The sequence below is a fragment of the Rugamonas sp. DEMB1 genome (genome assembly GCF_029834475.1).
GTDB lineage: Bacteria > Pseudomonadota > Gammaproteobacteria > Burkholderiales > Burkholderiaceae_D > Rugamonas > Rugamonas rubra.
Map to the genome: position 1 here is coordinate 6,569,973 of NZ_CP122407.1, position 21,165 is coordinate 6,591,137.

Annotated in this window: 24 protein-coding genes and 1 pseudogene; 20 read left to right on the forward strand and 5 right to left on the reverse strand. The window is 64.8% G+C overall.

Annotated features, from left to right (window positions below; genetic code table 11):
• Positions 1-86: 86 nt before the first annotated feature.
• The 11 genes from QC826_RS30315 to QC826_RS30365 all read left to right on the forward strand — a co-directional run bounded on the left by QC826_RS30315 (position 87) and on the right by QC826_RS30365 (position 7,177).
• Positions 87-1,103 carry a zinc-binding alcohol dehydrogenase family protein gene (locus QC826_RS30315; RefSeq protein ID WP_279763733.1) on the forward strand — a complete coding sequence of 339 codons (1,017 nt, stop codon included), beginning with the start codon at positions 87-89 and terminating at the stop codon, positions 1,101-1,103.
• A 79-nt stretch (positions 1,104-1,182) separates the two neighbouring features.
• The gene (locus QC826_RS30320) at positions 1,183-3,243 is read left to right on the forward strand and encodes a UvrD-helicase domain-containing protein (protein WP_093389305.1); all 2,061 of its coding nucleotides are present in this window, start codon (positions 1,183-1,185) and stop codon (positions 3,241-3,243) included.
• 111 nt (positions 3,244-3,354) lie between these two features.
• On the forward strand, positions 3,355-3,504 hold the full coding sequence (locus QC826_RS30325) for a SlyX family protein (RefSeq protein ID WP_409567737.1): 150 nt from the start codon (positions 3,355-3,357) through the stop codon (positions 3,502-3,504).
• Positions 3,505-3,757: 253 nt separating this feature from the next.
• A complete protein-coding gene (locus tag QC826_RS30330) occupies positions 3,758-3,967 on the forward strand; it encodes a DUF2892 domain-containing protein (RefSeq protein WP_279763734.1) in 210 nt (69 codons plus the stop codon).
• Positions 3,968-4,041: 74 nt separating this feature from the next.
• Positions 4,042-4,506 carry an RNA polymerase sigma factor gene (locus tag QC826_RS30335; RefSeq protein WP_279763735.1) on the forward strand — a complete coding sequence of 155 codons (465 nt, stop codon included), beginning with the start codon at positions 4,042-4,044 and terminating at the stop codon, positions 4,504-4,506.
• A gap of 93 nt (positions 4,507-4,599) precedes the next feature.
• Positions 4,600-4,956 (forward strand): carboxymuconolactone decarboxylase family protein, encoded by a 357-nt coding sequence (locus QC826_RS30340; protein WP_279763736.1) that lies wholly within the window; start codon positions 4,600-4,602, stop codon positions 4,954-4,956.
• Positions 4,934-5,326 (forward strand): AAA family ATPase, encoded by a 393-nt coding sequence (locus tag QC826_RS30345; protein WP_279763737.1) that lies wholly within the window; start codon positions 4,934-4,936, stop codon positions 5,324-5,326. The genes QC826_RS30340 and QC826_RS30345 overlap by 23 nt, the downstream gene beginning before the upstream one ends.
• A gap of 60 nt (positions 5,327-5,386) precedes the next feature.
• Complete coding sequence (locus QC826_RS30350; protein ID WP_279763738.1) at positions 5,387-5,890, forward strand: hypothetical protein; 504 nt, start codon at positions 5,387-5,389, stop codon at positions 5,888-5,890.
• Positions 5,891-5,941: 51 nt separating this feature from the next.
• The gene (locus QC826_RS30355; RefSeq protein ID WP_093389311.1) at positions 5,942-6,262 is read left to right on the forward strand and encodes a HigA family addiction module antitoxin; all 321 of its coding nucleotides are present in this window, start codon (positions 5,942-5,944) and stop codon (positions 6,260-6,262) included.
• A 107-nt stretch (positions 6,263-6,369) separates the two neighbouring features.
• On the forward strand, positions 6,370-6,852 hold the full coding sequence (locus QC826_RS30360; RefSeq protein ID WP_279763739.1) for a DUF2165 family protein: 483 nt from the start codon (positions 6,370-6,372) through the stop codon (positions 6,850-6,852).
• Between the two features lie 88 nt (positions 6,853-6,940).
• A complete protein-coding gene (locus QC826_RS30365; RefSeq protein WP_093389313.1) occupies positions 6,941-7,177 on the forward strand; it encodes a type II toxin-antitoxin system Phd/YefM family antitoxin in 237 nt (78 codons plus the stop codon).
• 132 nt (positions 7,178-7,309) lie between these two features.
• Here QC826_RS30365 and QC826_RS30370 read toward each other — a convergent pair whose 3' ends face one another.
• Entirely contained in the window at positions 7,310-8,110 is an 801-nt protein-coding gene (locus QC826_RS30370) for a M48 family metalloprotease (RefSeq protein ID WP_279763742.1), read from the reverse strand.
• A 231-nt stretch (positions 8,111-8,341) separates the two neighbouring features.
• On the opposite strand from QC826_RS30370, the gene QC826_RS30375 reads away from it, so the two are divergent.
• Both QC826_RS30375 and QC826_RS30380 read left to right on the forward strand, forming a co-directional pair.
• Complete coding sequence (locus QC826_RS30375) at positions 8,342-8,917, forward strand: TMEM175 family protein (RefSeq protein WP_279763743.1); 576 nt, start codon at positions 8,342-8,344, stop codon at positions 8,915-8,917.
• 70 nt (positions 8,918-8,987) lie between these two features.
• The gene (locus tag QC826_RS30380; protein WP_279763744.1) at positions 8,988-9,293 is read left to right on the forward strand and encodes a prevent-host-death protein; all 306 of its coding nucleotides are present in this window, start codon (positions 8,988-8,990) and stop codon (positions 9,291-9,293) included.
• Here the strand turns inward: QC826_RS30380 and QC826_RS30385 are convergent.
• Genes QC826_RS30385 through QC826_RS30395 form a run of 3 tightly spaced genes read right to left on the reverse strand, consistent with a single transcriptional unit; the run spans position 9,268 to position 10,606 of the window.
• On the reverse strand, positions 9,268-9,621 hold the full coding sequence (locus QC826_RS30385; RefSeq protein ID WP_279763746.1) for a glyoxalase superfamily protein: 354 nt from the start codon (positions 9,619-9,621) through the stop codon (positions 9,268-9,270). The two genes, QC826_RS30380 and QC826_RS30385, sit on opposite strands and share 26 nt — an antisense overlap.
• 28 nt (positions 9,622-9,649) lie before the next feature.
• Positions 9,650-10,015, reverse strand: coding sequence for an MmcQ/YjbR family DNA-binding protein (locus QC826_RS30390; protein WP_279763747.1), 366 nt, complete (start codon positions 10,013-10,015; stop codon positions 9,650-9,652).
• A gap of 54 nt (positions 10,016-10,069) precedes the next feature.
• Positions 10,070-10,606: a tetratricopeptide repeat protein gene (locus QC826_RS30395; RefSeq protein ID WP_279763748.1), complete on the reverse strand. Its 537-nt coding sequence runs from the start codon at positions 10,604-10,606 to the stop codon at positions 10,070-10,072.
• Between the two features lie 287 nt (positions 10,607-10,893).
• On the opposite strand from QC826_RS30395, the gene QC826_RS30400 reads away from it, so the two are divergent.
• From QC826_RS30400 to QC826_RS30415, 4 genes and pseudogenes are all read left to right on the forward strand, one after another.
• Positions 10,894-13,017 carry a M3 family metallopeptidase gene (locus QC826_RS30400; RefSeq protein WP_279766635.1) on the forward strand — a complete coding sequence of 708 codons (2,124 nt, stop codon included), beginning with the start codon at positions 10,894-10,896 and terminating at the stop codon, positions 13,015-13,017.
• Between the two features lie 194 nt (positions 13,018-13,211).
• Positions 13,212-15,345: pseudogene (locus tag QC826_RS30405) on the forward strand (M3 family metallopeptidase).
• A 133-nt stretch (positions 15,346-15,478) separates the two neighbouring features.
• The gene (locus tag QC826_RS30410) at positions 15,479-15,685 is read left to right on the forward strand and encodes a VF530 family DNA-binding protein (protein WP_093390625.1); all 207 of its coding nucleotides are present in this window, start codon (positions 15,479-15,481) and stop codon (positions 15,683-15,685) included.
• Between the two features lie 24 nt (positions 15,686-15,709).
• The gene (locus QC826_RS30415) at positions 15,710-15,988 is read left to right on the forward strand and encodes a DUF4404 family protein (RefSeq protein ID WP_279763749.1); all 279 of its coding nucleotides are present in this window, start codon (positions 15,710-15,712) and stop codon (positions 15,986-15,988) included.
• Between the two features lie 117 nt (positions 15,989-16,105).
• Here the strand turns inward: QC826_RS30415 and QC826_RS30420 are convergent, their stop codons facing one another.
• Positions 16,106-16,618 carry a DUF1269 domain-containing protein gene (locus QC826_RS30420; RefSeq protein WP_279763750.1) on the reverse strand — a complete coding sequence of 171 codons (513 nt, stop codon included), beginning with the start codon at positions 16,616-16,618 and terminating at the stop codon, positions 16,106-16,108.
• Positions 16,619-16,909: 291 nt separating this feature from the next.
• Here QC826_RS30420 and QC826_RS30425 point away from each other — a divergent pair, with 291 nt between their 5' ends.
• The 3 genes from QC826_RS30425 to QC826_RS30435 all read left to right on the forward strand — a co-directional run bounded on the left by QC826_RS30425 (position 16,910) and on the right by QC826_RS30435 (position 20,942).
• Positions 16,910-19,168, forward strand: a complete 2,259-nt coding sequence (locus QC826_RS30425) for a YgiQ family radical SAM protein (RefSeq protein ID WP_279763751.1) — start codon at positions 16,910-16,912, stop codon at positions 19,166-19,168.
• Positions 19,169-19,488: 320 nt separating this feature from the next.
• Complete coding sequence (locus QC826_RS30430) at positions 19,489-20,100, forward strand: Ig-like domain-containing protein (RefSeq protein WP_279763752.1); 612 nt, start codon at positions 19,489-19,491, stop codon at positions 20,098-20,100.
• Positions 20,085-20,942 (forward strand): RCC1 domain-containing protein, encoded by an 858-nt coding sequence (locus QC826_RS30435; protein WP_279763753.1) that lies wholly within the window; start codon positions 20,085-20,087, stop codon positions 20,940-20,942. Before QC826_RS30430 ends, QC826_RS30435 begins: the two co-directional genes overlap by 16 nt.
• Positions 20,943-21,165: the final 223 nt, after the last annotated feature.

The window sequence follows — 21,165 nt, forward strand, 5'->3', positions numbered from 1 at the left end:
AAGAGTCAATTCAGCATTATGCCAATTATCAAATCAAATGGGCGGGGCTAGACTGCCCCATCGTTCAATTTCCCAAGGAAACCCCCGTGAAAGCCATCGCCCTCACCCAACACCTGCCGATCAACCACCCCGAGTCCCTGCGGGACGTCGAACTGGCGCAGCCGCTCGCCCTCGGCCGCGACCTGCTGGTCAAGATCGAGGCCATCTCGGTCAACCCGGTCGACACCAAGGTGCGCGGCGCCCAAGGCCCGGACGAGGCCGCCCCCCGCGTGCTCGGTTGGGACGCCGCCGGCACCGTCGTCGCGGTCGGCCCCGAGGCCAGCCTGTTCCAGGTCGGCGACACCGTCTACTACGCCGGCAGCATCACCCGCGCCGGCGCCAACAGCGAGTTCCACCTGGTCGACGAGCGCATCGCCGGGCGCAAGCCGGCCAGCCTGGACTTCGCCCACGCGGCGGCCCTGCCGCTGACCTCGATCACCGCCTGGGAGGCCCTGTTCGACCGCCTGGCCATCCGCCGGGACGGCGCCCACGCCGGCAAGAGCCTGCTGATCATCGGCGGCGCCGGCGGCGTCGGCTCGATCGCCATCCAGCTGGCCAAGCAGCTGGCCGGCCTGCGCGTGGTCGCCACCGCCTCGCGCGCCGAGTCGGCGCAGTGGTGCCGCGCGCTGGGCGCCGACGATATCGTCGACCACAACGGCGACATGCCGGCCCAGCTGGCCGCGCTGGGCCTGGCCAACGTCGACTACGTGCTGTGCCTGAGCGACACCGACCCGCACTTCGACGCCATCGCCCAAGTGATCGCGCCGCAGGGCAGCGTGTGCAGCATCGTCAGCAACACCGCGCCGCTGCCGATGGAGAAACTGTTCGGCAAGAGCGTCAAGTTTGTCTGGGAAATGATGTTCACCCGCTCCATGTTCGGCACGCCGGACATGATTGAACAACACCACCTGCTCAACCAGATCGGCGTGCTGGTCGACGGCGGCCAGCTGCGCACCACCCTGGGCGAAAACTTCGGCAAGATCAACGCCGCCAACCTGCGCCGCGCCCACGAGGCGCTGGAGGCGCGCCGCACCATCGGCAAGATCGTGCTGAGCGGTTTCTAAGGTCGCGGTGGGGGGGGGGGCGGGCCGCCGCCCCCTGCTGCTACAATGCAAGGCTACTCCCCCCTCAGATCGTCCCCCGATGTCCAAAGCACCACAATTCGGTCTCAACGTCCCGCAAAGCGAAGCCGTCATGTACCTCGACGGCCCCTGTTTGGTGCTGGCCGGCGCCGGCTCGGGCAAGACGCGGGTGATCACGCAAAAGATCGCCCACCTGATCGAGGACCGGGGCTACGACCCGCGCACCATCGCCGCGCTGACCTTCACCAACAAGGCCGCGCTGGAGATGCAGGAGCGCATCGCCAAGCTGCTCAAGCAGCCGCGCCAGGCCAAGCAGCTGACCGTCTCCACCTTCCACTCGCTGGGCGTGAAGATCCTGCGCCAGGAGGCCAACGGCGTCGGCCTGAAGGACCGCTTCTCCATCATGGACGCCGACGACTGCGGCTCGCTGATCCAGGACATGGCCATCAGCACCGACAAGCAACTGATCCGCCGCATCCAGACCGACATTTCGCTGTGGAAGAACGGCCTGGTCGAGCCCGCCACCGCCCTGTTCAACGCCAAGGACGAGGACGAGGCCCAGTCGGCCCGCATCTACGCCAGCTACGTGGCCACCTTGTCGGCCTACCAGGCGGTCGACTTCGACGACCTGATCCGCCTGCCGGTCGAGCTGTTCCGCAACAACGAGCCGATCCGCGACAAGTGGCAGCGCCGCCTGCGCTACCTGCTGATGGACGAGTACCAGGACACCAACACCTGCCAGTACGAGCTGGTCAAGCTGCTGGTGACGGGCGTCGGCAAGAAGCCGATGTTCACCGCCGTGGGCGACGACGACCAGGCCATCTACGCCTGGCGCGGCGCCTCGGTGGAAAACCTGAAGACCCTGCAAACCGACTTCCCCGACCTGCAGGTCATCAAGCTGGAGCAGAACTACCGCTCGACCACGCGCATTTTGCAGGCCGCCAACGCGGTGATCGGCAACAACCCCAAGCTGTTCGACAAGAAGCTGTGGTCCGAGCACGGCCTGGGCGAGCCGATCAAGGTGCTCGGCATGGCCAACGACGACCAGGAGGCCGAACAGATCGCCATCATGATCTCGGCCGACCACTTCGACCGCAAGAACAAGTGGTCCGACTACGCCATTTTGTACCGGGGCAACCACCAGGCCCGCGTCATCGAGCAATGCCTGCGCAAGGAGCGCATCCCCTATTCGATCTCCGGCGGCCAGAGCTTCTTCGACAAGGCCGAGATCAAGGACATCATCAGCTACCTGCGCCTGCTCGCCAACACCGACGACGACCCGGCCTTCATCCGCGCCGTCACCACGCCACGGCGCGGCGTCGGCCAGTCGACCCTGGAGGCGCTGGGCACCTTCTCCGGCCAATGGCAGTGCTCGCTGTTCGAGGCCGTCTTCAAGGGCGGCATCGAAGGCAAGCTGAACGACCGGCAGCTGCTGCCGCTGCGCGAGTTCTGCAACTTCATCAACAACCTGGAGACGCGCGCCAGCCGGCCCGGCCCGAGCGGCAGCGGCGACAACGCCGCCCAGGTGCTCGACGACCTGCTCGAGGCGATCAACTACGAGTCCTATCTGTACGACATGTTCGACGAGCGCGCCGCGCAGAGCAAATGGCAGAACGTGCTGGAATTCACCAACTGGCTGAAGGATCGCGGCCGGGGCGGCAAGGAGCGCGACGGCGACGAAAAGAACGTGCTCGAACTGACCCAGATGGTCGCCCTGATGTCCATGCTCGAAGGCCAGGACGAGGAGCCGGACGCGGTGCGCATGTCCACCCTGCACGCCTCGAAGGGGCTGGAGTATCCGCACGTGTTCCTGGTCGGCGTGGAGGAGGGCATCCTGCCGCACAAGGGCGACCCGGACGCGCCGGCCGAGACCATCGGCGCGCGCGTGCAGGAGGAGCGCCGCCTGATGTACGTCGGCATCACGCGGGCCCAGCGCACCCTGCACCTCACCTGGTGCAAGAAGCGCAAGCGCGGCGGCGAGCAGGTCCACTGCGACCCCTCGCGCTTCATCAAGGAGATGGAGCTCGACGTCGGCACGGCCGCGCCGATGGAGTCCGAGGTGATCTCGCCGAAGGAGCGGCTGGCGCGCATGAAGGAATTGCTGGCCACGCCAAAAACTTAAGTGCGGATTTTTCCGCACATCCGCAACACCATTTCAAGCAGGAGTAAGACGTGAGTACCGAAGACCGCTTCATCGATATCGAAATCAAATTGGCGCACCAGGAGTAACCTGGTGGAGGCGCTCAACCTGCGCGTCTACGAGCAGCAAAAGCAGATCGACAAGCTGGAGGGGATGTGCGCCGCGCTGGCCCAACACATGCGCGACCAGTCGCAAAGCGGTGGTGCCGGTGGCGCCGCGCACGAGCGGCCGCCGCACTACTAGGGGTAGCATGCACCTTGTTGCGCAAACCTTCCTTTGCGCAACGTACTCAATCGGATGCAAATTCCAAATTTTGACCACAGAACATCGCGTCGACCATGGGTCGCCGCCGTTCGACTAATCGCTACACTTCACACGAGTCGAAAAATATTTTCGATTCCGCGAATCCTTTTGAGCATTCTGGGCCTCTTTGTCTTTGCCAGCACGGAAGAATCCGTTTGTGGTGGCCAATTATTCAACCCAAAGGAGAACCGTTATGTTCAATCGAAAAAATGTAGGTAGCAAAGAAAGAATTGCCCGAGTAATAGGCGGTTGCCTGATGATATTGTTCGGGCTGGTCCCCCTCCACGCCACGGCGCTAGGGTTGGCCATCGCTGGCGTCGGCGTTGTGGGCATGGTCACCGGAGCAGTCCGATACTGCCCTGCATGCGCCATGGCCGGACGCAAGCCCATCGACAACGGCTGAATGGGTATGTGATGCGAGTCCAAGAGAACACTTTTGCGGCAGCCCAAGCGGGTGATCCCGTGGCGTTGGAGCACATGCTGGTACAGCTGCGTCCAGATATCCGGCGCTATGCTCTCTACCAATGTCAGCGCTCATCCGCCATAGACGATGTTGTCCAGGAGGCGCTTATCATTCTGCATCGACGGATAGGCACTGTGCGCAACGTGTCAGCACTGGGCGGATGGCTGTTCAAAATTGTCGCGCGCCTATGTATGTTGCCAGCCCTAATGTTTATGAGGGGAGTGGAGGATCTGAGGCGAGTGGAAGACTCGTCCCACTTCAGCAGGATGCCGATAGATGAACTGCGCATCGATTTGGTCAGGGCACTAGAGTCCTTGTCGCCGACGCATCGCGAAATTATTCTGCTGCGAGATTTGCAGGAAATGACCATTAGTGAAATTGCCAGCTGCCTGGACATTACGCGTGAAGCGACAAAAAGTCGCTTGCATCGCGCGCGTGCCATGGTCAAGGAATACTTGCTACCCGAAAAGTCCACATGAAAACTTTCAAACGCAGTACCACGGGACTGTTTGCAGCGGCTGTGCTTGCGAACGCGATGTAGGCACCCTTTTAACGCAACATTGGTGGGAGAGATGATGTCTGAATATCAGCGCCCCGAAGATTTATCCCTTGCGAAAGAGCTCGTTCGACTTGCACCGAAAGAAGCGCAAGCGTTTCTTGGCTTGAAATCGGCCGCCGAGCGCAACGATGGAGTCATCCCTGAGAAGTACCGCGAGCTCATCTCCATTGCGGTCGCCCTTACCACGCAGTGCTCATACTGTATCGATGCGCATACAAAGAACGCAGCCAGGGCAGGCGCCACTAGAGAAGAAATCGCCGAAGCGGTTTTTATTGCATCCGCTCTTCGTGCTGGCGCGGCCGTCGGCCACGGTCTTCTCGCATTAAGGCTGTTTGACGAAGCGTCGCATGCAAATGCTATGCAAGGTTAATGCGACCGAAGCTTCCGCCCCCGGCGAGATCGCCAGCCTCGCCGATTATGTGCGCTGCACAAGCATGCTACGTGGAGTGATGGGTAGGCATATCGAAAATCTGCTGCGCGCCGGCAATTCCGTCGTGCTGGATTTTCCCGCCAACACGCGCGCCAGCCGGCAGTGGATGAAAACCATCTTCGCCAACGCCAACGCCGCGCATCGCCTGTATTATCTGGACGTGTCCGACGAGGAATGCAAACGCCGCCTGCGCCAGCGCAACGAGGCCGGCGCGCACCAGTTCAGCACCAGCGACGCCGAGTTCGACGCGATCACGGCGCATTTCGTGCCACCATCGGATGACGAGGGGTTCACTATTGTTAGGGCATAGGCGAAGCAGCGCCGGTTTGCTGGCACCGCTACGGGCCAAGCCATCGTTTCGAGGACATTCATGTTCTACTTTCTCATGCGCAGGACTGTACAGTTGTTGATTGTGCTGCTCGCCATCGTTGGTGGCAGCTTGCTCGTCATGCATTGTGCGGCGCCCGCTTTTAGAGCAGAGGAGGGCGATGCTGAGCAGGCGCTCAGCGCGGCTGTCGTCGCCTCGCTCGGCCGGCTAGGCCAGCAGTCCGGGCCTCGCTACATCTCGTTTGATGGACGTGACCCGCTGCCCGCCAGCATGATTGCTTTACGTGCAGCGCTGCCCGGGTTGGAAATTCAACCACTGAGTCTTCGCGCAACAAGAAATGACCGGTGCGATACGTCCGGCGACGGTGCTATCGTCACAATTGGAGCGTGCCGCGAAGATAACTTCACCGCAGTAGAACTCGTCGCGCGGCCATTGTGGCGCACAGCGCTGATACGCGAACGTACCGCGGCATGCAGTGCGCAACGTATGCTGTTCCGCTTCCCGTCAGCTTGGCGGAGTGTGGAGTACCAATGGGTGTGTGCGTGAAAATTTTGGCAATGAGGTTGATGCCAAAGTGATTTTGGAGACCTGTCACTGATGAAATCGTTACGCGACAAAAATCGGCGCCCGACCCATCCAGGGGCCATATTGCGAGAGGATGTCTTGCCGGCGTTGAAAATGACGCAAACCGAATTCGCCCAGCTGATCGGTGTAAGCAGGTTGAGCGTGTCAGACTTGCTGCACGAAAAGCGAGCGCTCTCGCCCGAGATGGCGGTGCGAATTGCCACCTTGCTGAGAACCACGCCCGAAAGCTGGCTCAGAACGCAGGAAGCCTTGAGCTTATGGGAGGTAGGCCAAGATCCGAAAAGACTACTCGCGGTCAAGCCGCTCAGCAAGGCGCGGTTGATGGCAAGCTAGTCGGTTGACGCGGCAAGTCCGGCCGTTCGAACCCACCAAAATAATTGCACTTGTGTAAATGTTGTTTTGGCGCGAATATGCGTTTTTAACTCCTGCACGGGCGCGGCATGACGACACGCATAACGAAGATCCTGCTGGTGTGGATGGTGGCCCTGTTCGCACTGCTGGTCGTGTTCAACAACCTGACCGACTACAACTCCAACTACCAGTTCGTCTCCCATGTGCTGAGCATGGACACCACCTTCCCCGGCAACCAAGGCATGTGGCGGGCGATCACCGCGCCGGCCTTCCATCATGCGGCCTATGCGCTGATCATCCTGAGCGAAGCGGTGGTTGCCGTGCTGTGCCTGCGCGGCGGTTTGCTGCTGTTCCAGGCGCGCGGCGACGCCGCCCAGTTCAACCGCGCGAAAGGCGGCGCCGTGCTCGGCTTGGCCGCCGGCGTGGTGCTGTGGTTCACCGGCTTCATCACCATCGGCGGCGAGTGGTTCCTGATGTGGCAATCGCACATTTGGAACGGCCAGGACAGCGCGTTCCGCTTCGTGGTCATCCTCGGTGTGGTGCTCATCTTCGTCAACCAGGAAGACCGATGAATTGGCGGGGGCGGCGGCACACTTTGCCCTTGCGTCGGAATTTCGCGTGCTATGATTAAATGACCATCTGGATAGTCATGAGGAAATCATGCACACCTTTACGCTGGCCCAGGCGAAGGCCCAATTGAGTCGCTTGATCGACATGGTCGAGGCGGGCGAGGATGTCACCATTACCAAGCGTGGCCGAGCCGTTGTGCGCCTTGTCCCCAGTTCGCCACCCCGCCAGCAACTGCCCAGTTTGGCGGAGTTTCGGGCGGGCTTGCCGGAGCAAGCCCAACCGGCTGGCGAGTTCATCCGCCAACTGAGGGAAAGCGACCGGTATTAATGCGCTACGTCGATACTAGCGTCCTGCTCGCTTACCTAACGCCCGAATCCGGCAGCGCTGTAGCCGAGAAATTCATGCTGAGCGAAGGGACTCGCCATGGATGCACAGTCCCGCGCCATTGGTGTTTTCTATTTAGCCGTCCTTATCAATACGGGACTGGATGTGCTGCGCGCGGTCCGGCGACGACGGGTGCGAGCTGAACATGCTGTGTCCGGAGCCTTCCAGTTTCGCCAATTTCTGGAACAGCGTCACCAGCCCCGTCCGCGGCAGTTTTTCTTTGTAGAGAATGCCATACGACTGGTCGTCCGCGTCCGTTTCCTGCGACTGGGAAAACTGCGCCAGGATGAATTTTTGGCCCAGGTCGCCGAGGTCCGACTGGCTCAGTGTCGCAACGGTGCCGCTGACGGCACCGGCCGCGCCGCGCGCCGCCTGCAAGGTATAGGCCGTTTGCATGGACTTCTTCGAATGGCCCAGCAGCACATGGCCGATTTCATGTCCCACGACGGCGCGCACCTCGTCGTCGTTCATGATGTCCATCAGGCCGGCGAAGACACGGATACAGCCGTTGTCCATCGCGAACGCGTTGACGTCGGTGACCAGATACACCTTGGCGTCCAGCTTTTTGCCATTGAACTTGCTCATGTTCAGCGGCTTTAATGCCGCCGCCAAGCGTTTCGCGTATTTGCTGCCCGGCGCGGCAATTTTATTCGTGCGATCGAGCGCGGCGCAGGACTTGTCCGCCAAATCAACCACTTCCGCGTCACTCAAGGTGGCCGCCTTGACCGCCAGACTGGCCGAATTGGTGAGACCACCCAAATCGAGAGCGCCGGCCAAGGGACTGGCAAACGCCGAGAGTACCAGCACGCCGCCAGCGAGCAGCGCGGGCAAGGATTTGACCGGATTTTCCGACCAGGACGAACGAATAGATGCCATGAATTTGCTCCTCAAAAAATTGATATTCGCCGGGGGCGGCGACACATTTCCGCCAAGAAATCATAGCGATTTTCGTTCGCCGCAACTTTAAGAAAAATCAACTGCTCATGGCTTCACGATTTTCCTTGCCCTCAGGGCCAATGGTTGTCGCCTAGTGCGATTTGGACCACAATGCGTTGTCATCGCAAGGCCTGGAAGGGCTGCGGGTGTTTATTGTTTCTGGGAGATTCTGTGGGTAAAGGCAGGTTGGAAGCATTCAGCGATGGCGTCATCGCCATCATCATCACCATCATGGTGCTGGAATTGAAGGTGCCGCACGGCGCCGACATGGCGGCGTTGATGCCGCTGATTCCCGTGCTGCTCAGCTACGTGCTCAGCTTCGTCTATGTCGGCATCTATTGGAACAACCACCACCACATGTTGCACGCCGCCTCGGTGATCGACGGCCGCGTGCTGTGGGCCAACCTGCATCTGCTGTTCTGGCTGTCGCTGATCCCCTTCGCCACCGGTTGGATGGGCGAGAACCACTTCGCGCCGGTGCCGGTCGCGCTGTATGGCGCGATGCTGTTTATGTCCTCGCTGGCCTACCTGATCCTGGAGCGGGCGCTGGTCTCGCGCAACGCCAACAATTCGCCGCTGGTGCTGGCGGTGGGCAAGGACTACAAGGGGCCGATATCGTCGACGCTGTACCTGCTGGCGGTGCCACTGTCGTTCGTGCACGTCTGGCTGGCCTTCGCCGTCTACATCGGCGTGGCGATCCTGTGGTTCCTGCCGGACCGCCGCATCGAGAAATACTTGCAGCACTAACCCTGCGGGTTTCGTTTGCGTCGCAGACCAAATCGGCTCACCATGGGTCGTAACGCAACGCACAGGAGTGATGATGAAAACGGACTCGTTCCCGTTTGTACATGTTGAACCCGAACTGAGCGCTGCGGGGAAGCAAAGCCGGCAAGAAGGCGAAACGATCTCTAGTTTCATCGGACAAGCCATCCGCGAGAATACCGCGCATCTTGGCCACCAGCGCGAATTTATCGCACGCGGTTTGGCCTCACGCGAAAACACCAAGCGCAGCGGAAACTATGTCGCGGCCGACGCCGTGATGGGGCGTCTGAAAGAAATGCTGGCCGCAGAAAAGGCCGGCGCGAGGACGACTATCACTAGGCCGAATGCGCCAAAATGTTGACCAGCTTGCCGAACGGGTCGCGCACGTAGAAACGCCGCACGCCCCACGGCTCGTCGACCGGGCCGTACTCGGCGACGAAGCCGGCCGCCGTCATGCGGCGGAAGGCCTCGTCGACATCGTCCACCTCGATCGACAGGTCCGGCGCCGCCGTGCCGGAGCCGCCCTCGGTGGCGAAGCTGATCTGCACGCCCATCTGCGCCGCCGTGCCGTAGGTGTGGATCCAGCCGTGGTCCATCAGCAGCTCCAGGCCCAGCACGTCGTGGTAGAAGCTGCGCGCGCGGCCGACGTCGTGCACGTCCATGTTGGCCAGCAATCGTTTGACTTTCATCGCTCGCTCCCTCCTGACAAAACCGCCCTCAAGCCAGCAGCACGCCCAGCTCGAGGCGCTTGGTCTTGCTGAGCGCGCCGGCCGCCTTGTGGTAGGACCAGTCCAGCAGCTCGGCCAGGTAGTCGGCGGGGAACTTGTGCACCTCGACGATGGTGATCCAGTGGAAGCGCCCCATGTAGCGGGCCGGCTTGATGCCGGGCCGGTCGGTCAGTTCGAGGAAGTGCTCGGGCGACACGCGCAGGCTGAAGCGCCACTGCTCCGGCTCGCTGGTCTTGAAATAGGCGAAGGTCTTGCCGCCGACGGCGTAGACCAGGATGTTGCTGGGCGCGCCGTGCAAGGTCTCCGTGGCGCCGGCAAGCCGCCGGCAGTGTTGCTGTAGCTGTTCGGTATTCATGTGTCCCGGGTCTGTTGGTGGTGTCGGCGCAGGTGTTTGCCGGGCAGCGTGCGTTCAGTTCGTCGCCGCCGCGCGGGCGTATTTTTCAATGTACTCCCGGGCCCGCTGTTCCGCCGCCGAAAATTGTTCCGTCGGCAGGCGCCCCATCAAGGCCGACAGCGACTTGCCCGCGTCCCGCGCGATTTCCTGCGCGGCGTCGGCGTCGGCGGAGGTATCGTTGTTGGCCAGCGCGCAGCGATACCAGGCGTAGGCCTCCAGCAGGCTGGCGTCCACCCCGGCACCTTGCTCGAAGGCGGCACCCAGATGCCATTGCGCCTCGGCGTGGCCGCGCATCGCGGCGTGCCGCCACAACACCACGGCGCTGGCCTGGTCGGTGCCGCCGCCCAGTCCCTCGTACAGCAGATAGCCGAGGTTGTTCAGGGCCGAGGTCTCGCCCTCGCGCGCCGCCAATGACCATTGCTCGCGCGCGCCGGCGTAGTCCTTGGCGCGGTAGGCTTGCACGCCGAGGTTGTAGGCGGATTCCGCCGCAACGGCGGGCAGGGCGCCGACCAGCGTGGCGCAGATCAGCAGGCGGGCGATGAAATTGAACATGGTCGAGGGCCGGTATGGTTATCGTCGCAAGGCGGGCGCCAACATGGCGACGACCGAAACAAAGCCCTTATCGGCCCGCATATTCTTGCAACAGTCTAAATAGTAGCAAAAATATCAGCAGCCGACGGTGAAACCCGTCAAGGGTGGCGCGCCGCCCCCGCAGCGCAGCATTTTTTGCGGATGACGCCCGCAGATCGGCCTGCTATGATCTGCCGCTTCCATGCTGCGCTATCCGCGTCAGCATCCTTTGGCGTACTTTGAAAGATGAAAACATGTCCCGTCCTCAAATGCTCGTACTCGCGGCCAGCCTCGGCCTTGCCATGACCCAGATCGTTCAAGCCGCACCGGCCGCGCCCGCCGCCGCCGTCGCCGCCAACCCCTTCTTCAAGGCCAGCACGCTGCCCTTCCAGTACCCGGCCTTCGACAAGATCAAGGACGAGCATTTCGCGCCGGCATTCGCCGAGGGCATGCGCCAGCAGTTGAAGGAAATCGACGCCATCGCCAACAACGCCAAGCCGGCCACCTTCGAGAACACCGTCGTCGCCATGGAGCGCTCGGGCCAGCTGCTGACCCGCGTGCAGGCCACCTTCGCCAACCTGCAGGGCGCCAACACCAACGACACCCTCGACGCCGTCGACCGCGACATGTCGCCCAAGATGGCCGCCCACGGCGACGCCATCTACCTGAACGCCAAGCTGTACGCCCGCGTCAAGTCGCTCTACGAGCAGCGCGACAAGCTGCACCTGGACGCCGAGTCCAAGCACCTGTTGGAACGCTACCACACCGACTTCGTCCGCTCGGGCGCCAACTTGTCGGCCGCCGACAAGGACAAGCTGAAGACCATCAACGGCGACATCGCCACGCTGCAAACCAGCTTCACCCAGAACGTGCTGAAGGAGACCAACGCCGCCGCGCTGATCGTCGACAGCCGCGCCGAGCTGGCCGGCATGAGCGAGGCGGCCATCGACGGCGCCGCCGCCGCCGCCAAGGCCAAGGGTCTGGACGGCAAGTTCCTGGTCGCCATCACCAACACCTCCGGCCAGGCGCCGCTGGCCGAATTGACCAACCGCGCCGTGCGCGAGCGCCTGATGGCCACCTCGCTGAACCGTGGCAGCCACGGCGGCGAGTTCGACAGCCGCGCCATCGTGCTGAAGATCGCCAAGGCGCGCGCCGACAAGGCCGTGCTGCTGGGCTACGCCAACTTCGCCGCCTACTCGCTGGAAGACCAGACCGCCAAGACCACCAGCGCCGTCAACCAGCTGCTCACCGATCTGGCCAAGCCGGCCGTGACCAACGCGCGCAAGGAGGCGGCCGACCTGCAGGCCGTGGTCGACGCGGAGAAGGGCGGCTTCCAGGTCGGCGCCGCCGACTGGGCCTTCTACACCGACAAGGTGCGCGCCCAGCGCTTCGCCTTCGACGAGAACCAGCTGAAACCCTACTTCGAGCTGAACAATGTGCTGACCAACGGCGTGTTCTTCGCCGCCGGCAAGCTGTACGGCCTGACCTTCAAGGAGCGCAAGGACTTGCCGGTGTACAACCCAGACGTGCGCGTGTTCGACGTGTTCGACGCCGACGGCAAGCAGCTGGCCATCTTCCTGGCCGACATGTACGCCCGCAGCAACAAGCAGGGCGGCGCCTGGATGAACGAGTACATCTCGCAGTCCGGCCTGATGGGCACCCATTCGGTGGTGGCCAACCACCTGAACATTCCAAAACCGCCGGCCGGCGAGCCGACCTTGATGACCTACGACGAGGTCAAGACCACTTTCCACGAGTTCGGCCACGCGCTGCACGGCATGTTCTCCAACGTCAAGTACCCACGCTTCTCCGGCACCAACGTGCCGCGCGACTTCGTCGAGTACCCGTCGCAGGTCAACGAGATGTGGGCGGTCTGGCCCGAGGTGCTGGGCAACTACGCCAAGCACTACAAGACCGGCGCGGCTATGCCGAAGGAGCTGCTGGACAAGGTGGTCGCCTCGAAGAAGTTCAACCAGGGCTTCCTGACCACCGAATACCTGTCGGCCTCGCTGCTGGACCAGCGCTGGCACCAACTGGCGCCTAGCCAGATCCCCACCGACGTGCTGGGCTTCGAGGCGGCCGCGCTGAAGGACATGGCCGTCGACTTCGCGCCGGTGCCGCCGCGCTACCGCACCACCTACTTCTCGCACGCCTTCTCGGGCGGCTACTCGGCCGGCTACTACGCCTACCTGTGGAGCGAGAAGCTCGACGCCGACACCGTCGAATGGTTCAAGGAAAGCGGCGGCCTGCTGCGCAAGAACGGCGACTGGTTCCGCAAGACCCTGCTGTCGCGCGGCGGCACGGCCGACGCGCTGGAACTGTTCCGCAACTTCCGCGGCCGCGACTCGAAGATCGAGCCGCTGCTGGAGCGTCGCGGCCTGAGCGGCAAGTAAGCGCCTCGTTCGGCTAGCTGGAACGCCGGCAAGACTGGACGCCGTGATCGAGGGTCAGACCCTAGGGTCTGACCCTGGCTTCGCCGTCCCTGGCCCCCCCCAAAACCATGGCGGGCACCAGCCAGCCCACCCGCCGCGCCCCAGGCGCGGGCGGGGCATCCCCCCATTCGTCCCACCATTTCCCAGAGCACCCCATGACCCGTTCCCACCTGATGTTCAGCGCCGCCGCCGTCGCGGCCGTTTGCAGCGCCAGCGCCTTCGCCGAGCCGGCCTCCCTGCTGGCCGCCAGCAACCCCTTCGCCAAGCCCAGCACGCTGCCCTTCCAGTTCCCCGCTTTTGATCGGATCAAGAACGAGGACTACGCCCCGGCCTACGCCGAGGGCATGCGCCAGCAGGCCGCCGAGGTCGAGGCCATCGCCAACAATCCCAAGGCCGCCACCTTCGACAACACCATCGTCGCCATGGAGCGCTCCGGCCAGTTGCTGGGCCGCGTAGGCAGCGTGTTCGGCAACCTGTCCGGCGCCAACACCAACGACGTGCTGGAGGCGCTGGACCGCGACCTGTCGCCCAAGCTGGCCGCCCACAGCGACGCCATCCGCCTGAACGGCAAGCTGTACGCCCGCATCAAGTCGCTCTACGAGCGGCGCGCCAAGCTGCACCTGGACGCCGAGTCGCTGTACCTGCTGGAGCGCTACAACACCGACTTCGTGCGCGCCGGCGCCAAGCTGTCCGACGCCGACAAGAGCCAGCTGAAGGCCTACAACGCCGAGCTGGCCGTGCTGCAGACCAGCTTCAGCCAGAACGTGCTGCGCGAGGCCAACGCCTCGGCGCTGATCGTCGACACGCGCGCCGAACTGGCCGGCATGTCCGACAAGGCGATCGACGCCGCCGCCGCGACCGCCAAGGCGCGCGGCCTGGAGGGCAAGTTCGCCATTCCCGTCACCAACACCACCGGCCAGGCCTCGCTGGCCGTGCTGAGCGAGCGCGCCACGCGCCAGCGCCTGCTGGAGGCGTCGACCACGCGCGGCAGCCACGGCGGCGAGTTCGACAACCGCGCCATCGTGCTGAAGATCGCCAAGCTGCGCGCCGAGCGCGCCGCCCTGCTGGGCTACGCCAGCCACGCCGCCTACGCGCTGGAAGACCAGACCGCGCGCAGCACCGAGGCCGTCAACAGCCTGCTGGCCGAGTTCGCCAAGCCGGCGGTGGCCAACGCGCGCAAGGAGGCGGCCGAGATCCAGCAGCTCGTCGACGCGGAGAAGGGCGGCTTCGCCGCCGCCGCCCAGGACTGGTCCTACTACAGCGACAAGGTGCGCGCCCAGCGCTTCGCCTTCGACCAGAACCAGCTGAAGCCCTACTTCGAGCTGAACAACGTACTCAACAACGGCCTGTTCTTCGCCGCCAACAAGGTCTACGGCCTCAGCTTCAAGGAGCGCAACTAACCTGCCGGTGTACAACCCGGACGTGCGGGTGTTCGACGTCATCGACGCCGACGGCAAGCCGCTGGCCATCTTCGTCGCCGACTTCTACGCCCGCGGCAACAAGCGCGGCGGCGCCTGGATGAACGCCTACGTCTCGCAGTCCAAGCTGATGGGCACGCGTCCGGTGGTGGCCAACCACCTCAACATTCCCAAGCCGGCCGACGGCGAGGCCACGCTGCTCACCTACGACGAGCTGCGCACCCTGTTCCACGAGTTCGGCCACGCCCTGCACGGCATGTTCTCCGACGTCAAATACCCGCGCTTCGCCGGCACCCGCGTGCCGCGCGATTTCGTCGAGTTCCCCTCGCAGGTCAACGAGATGTGGTCGGTCTGGCCCGAGGTGCTGGGCAACTACGCCAAGCACTACCAGACCGGCGCGGCTATGCCGAAGGAGCTGCTCGACAAGGTGGTCGCCTCGAAGAAGTTCAACGAGGGCTTCCGCACCACCGAGTACCTGGCCGCCTCCATCGTCGACCAGCGCTGGCACCAGCTGGGCGCCGGGCAGATCCCGGGCGACGTGCTGGCCTTCGAGGCGGCCGCGCTGAAGGACGCCGGCGTCGACTTCGCGCCGGTGCCACCGCGCTACCGCACCACCTACTTCTCGCACGTGTTCGCCGGCGGCTACTCGGCCGGCTACTACGGCTACCTGTGGAGCGAAAAGCTGGACGCCGACAGCGTCGAGTGGTTCAAGGAAAACGGCGGCATGCTGCGCAAGAACGGCGACTATTTCCGCAAGATGCTGCTGTCGCGCGGCGGTTCGATGGACGCCATGCAGATGTTCCGCGCCTTCCGCGGCCGCGACGCCAAGATCGAAGCTTTGCTGGAACGCCGTGGCCTGACCGGGCAGTAATGGAGTAAAGTAGAGCCAGCGGGGGCGGCGCCGACGGCCCGTTCCCGCCGAGTACGCCCGGCCGGCGCGCGCAAGCGACGGGCCGGCGCAGCGGGCAACCGCAGTGAGCAACAATTTTGAGCAAAGTAGAACCATGAACGACTTGAACGGCGTGACCCTGGAAGCGATCGTCACGCGCCTGCACGCCCACTACGGCTGGGAACAGCTGGGCCAGCGCATCGACATCAATTGCTTCATCAGCGAGCCGAGCGTCAAATCGAGCCTGAAGTTCCTGCGCAAGACACCCTGGGCCCGCGCCCGCGTCGAAGAGCTGTACCAGGGAACGAAGTTCACCGATTAAATCGAAGCAGACTGAGGAAGTACTATGGACAGCAACCTGAAGGCATCGTTGAAAACCCTGCACACCAAACTGGCCAGCGCCGGTCCGGTGGACGAGGAATTGCAGCCGCTGCTGAAGCAGTTGGACGGCGACATCAAGCAGTTGCTGACGCGCGGCGAGGCCGCCGCCACGGAAGGCGACACCACCACCTACGGCCTGGCCGAGCGCACCCAGGAGATTTCGGCCAAATTCGCCGCCCAGCATCCGCAACTGGAGCCGGCGCTGCGCGAACTGGGCACCATCCTGGCCAGCATGGGCATTTGACGGGGAGCCGCCAGGCCAACAATCGAGGGTCAGACCCTAGGGTCTGACCCTAGGGCGGCTGGGGACGAGTACCCGGGGTCGCCGGCGGCAGCGCCGCCGACCCCCGGGCGGCTGGCGCTACGGAAACGCCAGCATCGGCGGTTCGCTACCGCCAAAGCTGATTTCGGGATGGCGCTTGGCGATCATCTGCTCGATCTCCTGTACGCGCCGCACCGGCACGTCGATCATCATCAACACCTGGCCCTGCTCGATGCGCTCGGCGAATTGCGCCAGCCGGCTGTTCGGCACGGCCGCCGCGTTCATCCCCGAGGCCCAGCCGCCGAACAGCGCGCCGCCCAGCGCCACCAGCAAAATGGCGGCGGTGCGCAGGGTCAGGCCTTCGGGCGGGAACATGATCAGGAAGATGCCGGCCCCCAGGCCGACGATGCCGCCGATGACGATGCCCAGCTGGGCGCCGTGCACCACGTCGGTCTTTTGCAGCACGCTCACGTCGGGCATGTCCGCCGGCAGCGTGCCGTCGCGCGCCATGAAGCGCATGTGGCCGATCTCGATGCGGGCCAGCAGCAATTCGTCGAGCATGGCGCGCGCGCTGGGCACGTCGGGCAACATGAAGTAGAGGCGTCGTCGCATGGTGGTCTCCGGTGGATGGCGGGTCTATTCGTTATAGCAAAGTTGTCTGACAAAGCAATGGGAGTCTGACATCGGCGCCGGCCCGCCGCGGCACTGCTGAAAAATTGTGCAATTTGTACAAGTGATTGAATTCTAAAAGGATTTTTCCGCCCGCCGGGCGGAAAAAGCGCCACGCCGCGGGCAGACGCCAGGCATTTCCGGTACAATCCGTCCGATATGAGCTCCCCTACCAATTTATTCGCGACCGTTCCTAAACGGTCTGCCCGCGCTGCCGCCGCGCCCTTCCTTCCCATGTCCCGCGCCGAAATGGACGCCCTGGGCTGGGACGCCTGCGACGTCATCCTCGTCACCGGCGACGCCTACATCGACCACCCCAGCTTCGGCATGGCCCTGGTCGGCCGGCTGCTCGAGGCGCAGGGCTTCCGCGTCGGCATCATCAGCCAGCCGGACTGGCAGTCGGCCGAGGCCTTCCGCGTGCTCGGCAAGCCCACGCTGTACTACGGCATCACCGCCGGCAACATGGACTCGATGGTCAACCGCTACACGGCCGACCGCAAGATCCGCTCGGACGACGCCTACACCGCCAACGCCGAGCCGAACAAGCGGCCCGACCGCGCCGTCACCGTCTACGCCCAGCGCGTGCGCGAGGCCTACCCCGGCACGCCGGTCGTCATCGGCTCGATCGAGGCCTCGCTGCGCCGCATCGCCCATTTCGACTACTGGTCGGACAAGGTGCGCCGCTCGGTGCTGGCCGACTCCAAGGCCGACCTGCTGATCTTCGGCAACGCCGAGCGCGCCCTGGTCGACCTGACCCACCGCATGGCCGCCGGCGAGGACATCAAGACCATCCGCGACCTGCGCGGCACCGCCTTCATGGTGCCGCCGGGCTGGCTGCCGGGCGAGGACTGGGGCGTGCACAACTCGACCCGGGTCGACGTGCCGGGCAAGGTCGACGTCCACCCCAACCCCTACGCCATGGCGCAGGAGGACAAGGCCGCCTGCGCCACCGACAACGCCGTCGCCGCGCCCGAGGTGGTCAAGCCGATCCGCATCATGAGCCGCGAGGAGCGGCTGGCGATGGCCAAGGAGAAGCACGACAAGACCGTGGTGCGGCTGCCGTCCTACGAGACGGTGGTGGCCGACCCGGTGATGTACGCCCACGCCTCGCGCGTGTTCCACCTCGAGTCGAACCCCGGCAACGCGCGCGCCATGGTGCAGGCGCACGGCGAGCGCGACGTGTGGCTGAACCCGCCGCCGCTGCCGCTGCAAATGGACGAGATGGACGGCGTCTACGACATGAACTACGCCCGCGCGCCGCACCCGAGCTACGGCAAGGCGCACATCCCGGCCTGGGAGATGATCCGCTTCTCCGTCAACATCATGCGCGGCTGCTTCGGCGGCTGCACCTTCTGCTCGATCACCGAGCACGAGGGGCGCATCATCCAGAGCCGCTCGGAGCCGTCGATCCTGCGCGAGATCGAGCACATCCGCGACAAGACCAAGGGCTTCACCGGCACCATCTCCGACCTCGGCGGCCCGACCGCGAACATGTACCGGCTGGCCTGCAAGGACAAGGCGATCGAGGTGTCGTGCCGCCGCCTGTCCTGCGTCTACCCGTCGATCTGCGTCAACCTGGGCACCGACCACAGCAAGCTGATCTCGCTGTACCGCAAGGCGCGCGCCATCCCCGGCGTGAAGAAGATCCTGATCAGCTCGGGCCTGCGCTACGACCTGGCGGTGCGCTCGCCCGAGTACGTCAAGGAGCTGGTGACCCACCACGTCGGCGGCCTGCTGAAGATCGCCCCCGAGCATACCGAAGAGAACACGCTGTCGAAGATGATGAAGCCGGGCATCGGCGCCTACGACGAGTTCAAGGAGATGTTCGACCGCTTCTCGCTGGAGGCCGGCAAGAAGCAGTACCTGATCCCGTATTTCATCGCCGCCCACCCCGGCACCACCGACCTGGACATGCTGAACCTGGCGTTGTGGCTGAAAAAGAACAACTTCAAGCTCGACCAGGTGCAGACCTTCATGCCGACGCCGATGGCGATGGCGACCACCATGTACCACACGCGCAAGAACCCGCTGCACAAGGTGATGGCCGACTCGGAGGTGGTGGAGACGGCGCGCAGCGGCAAGATCCGCCGCACCCACAAGGCCTTCCTGCGCTACCAGGACCCGGACAACTGGCCGATCCTGCGCGAGGCGCTGGTGGCGATGGGCCGGGGCGACCTGATCGGCAACGGCGACAAGCACCTGATCCCGTCCTGGACGGCCGGCGAGGGCAACGGCCAGGCGCCGGCGGCCGGCGCCCGCCGCGCCGGCCCGGCGGCGATGGCGCCGTCGGCGCCGGCCGCGCGCGGCCCGCGCGCCAACGCCCTGACCGGTTCGTTGACGGCGCGCGCCAGCATCGACAACAAGCCGCGCGCCTCGATCCTCGACACCATCAAGGTGAAGGCCAAGCCGGCGCCGGCGGCCACGCCGGTGCGCGGCGCCAAGGGCGGCCGGGCTGCCGCGCCGGCGCCGCAGGGCCGCGCCGGCCGCAAGTAAGCCGACCGCAAATAAGCCGGCCGCAAATAAGCCGACCGCAAATAAGCGGGCCGGCGCGGGTCGCAGGCGGCCGCGCCGCCCGCCCGGCGCGGCGCCGCCGGGGAGCCGGACACCGTTGGTGTCCGGCTCCTTTTTTTGCTTGTTTCCCCAAGGGAAATGTTGTTAAATCCCCGGATCGGTTCAATAGCGTGGATAATTCAGGCTTGCTCCTGCGATGCAAATCGAGGGCCCGCGGCTACACTGGCTGGACGCTGCACCCACTCCGCCAGTCCGCGCCGCCGCCCGACGCCCGGTCGCTTATGTGAAAATATTGGAAGATCATGAAAAAAACCTTTAGCCTGTCCTCCCTGGTGTTGGTGCCCGTCCTCGCCGTGCTGGCCGCCTGTGGCGGCGGCGGCGGCGGCAGCAGCACCACGCCGACCACGCCGACCACGCCGACCGTCACCTTGACGGAAATCATCGTCACGCCGGCCAACCCGTCGATCACCGTCGGCGGCAGCCAGCAGATGATCGCCACCGGGAAATACTCCGACTCGAAGATCGCCGTGCTGAGCACCGGCGTGACCTGGACCGCCGCCAAGGGCGGCCAGGTGCTGAAGGTGTTCACCAACGGCCTGGTGACCGGCGCCGCCGTCGGCAGCGACACCATCACCGCCACCGCCAGCGGCGTCAGCGGCGGCACCGTCGTCACCGTGCGCCTGCCGTGGGTCGACGTGGCCGCCGGCGGCAACCAGAGCTTCGGCCGCAAGGCCGACGGCACGCTGTTCGGCTGGGGCAGCAACCTGCTCGGCCAGCTGGGCGACACCACCACCATCGACCGCACCAGCGCCACGCCGGTGGCCGGCGGCGTCACCACCTGGCGCCAGATCGCCGTCGGCGAGCGGCACACCGTGGCGCTGCGGTCCGACGGTTCGCTGTGGGCCTGGGCCTGAACCAGAACGGCCAGCTGGGCGACGGCACCAAGATCAACCGCGCCACGCCGGTGCGCATCGGCACCGCCACCGACTGGACCTACGTCGCCGCCGGCCAGGCCCACACGCTGGCGATCGGCGGCAAGACCGGCCTGCTGTGGGCCTGGGGCCGCAACGCCGACGGCCAGCTGGGCGACAACACCACCGTCGACCGTCTGGTGCCGACCAAGATCATCCTGCCGGCGCCGGCCGCCGGCGGCACCGCCATTTCGGCCGGCTGGACCACCGTGGCGGCGGGCGCCAACCATTCGCTGGGCCTGCTGTCCGGCAGCCTCTACACCTGGGGCAACAACCTGCGCGGCCAGCTGGGCAACGCCAGCACGGTCGGCTCGCCGACGCCGATTCCGATCGGCACCTCGAACTGGGTCGCCGTGACCGGCGGCGCGCTGCATTCGGCCGGCATCCGTTCGGACGGCGCGCTGTTCACCTGGGGCGACAACAGCAACGGCCAGATCGGCAACAGCGGCGCGCAGCCGGTGCTGGCGCCGTTCCAGGCCTCGATCACGCTGAACTGGCTGGGCGTGGCCGCCGGCGCCAACCACATGCTGGCGCTGCGCGCCGACGGCACGCTGTGGGCCTGGGGCGCCAACGGCGACGGCCAGCTCGGCGACGGCCTGGGCCAGGACCTGGGCGCGCCGACGCAGATCGGCCTGTCGACCAACTGGGTCGGCATCGCCGCCGGCCTGAACCATTCCTTCGGCCGCCAGACCGACAACAGCCTGTGGGGCTGGGGCCGCAACGCCGAGGGCCAGCAGGGCAACGGCAACACGACCTACGTGGCGCAGCCGACCCAAATGCCGTAAGCGGACGGGACGGCCAAGCGGGGCGGCGGGCGCGAGCCCGGCCGCCCTTTTTCACGCCCGGACGGGCGCCGCGATTCTTGCCGCCGCGTCCACAAGTTCCCCGGCGGTGCGGCCGGAGCGGCTACAATTAAGGCCGCCGCCCCGCCCACCCCGTTTTGGATAGTTCAGTGCCCGACCGCCCGTCCCCCACCGCCGCCCGTTCCACCTTGGTTTTGTCCGCGCT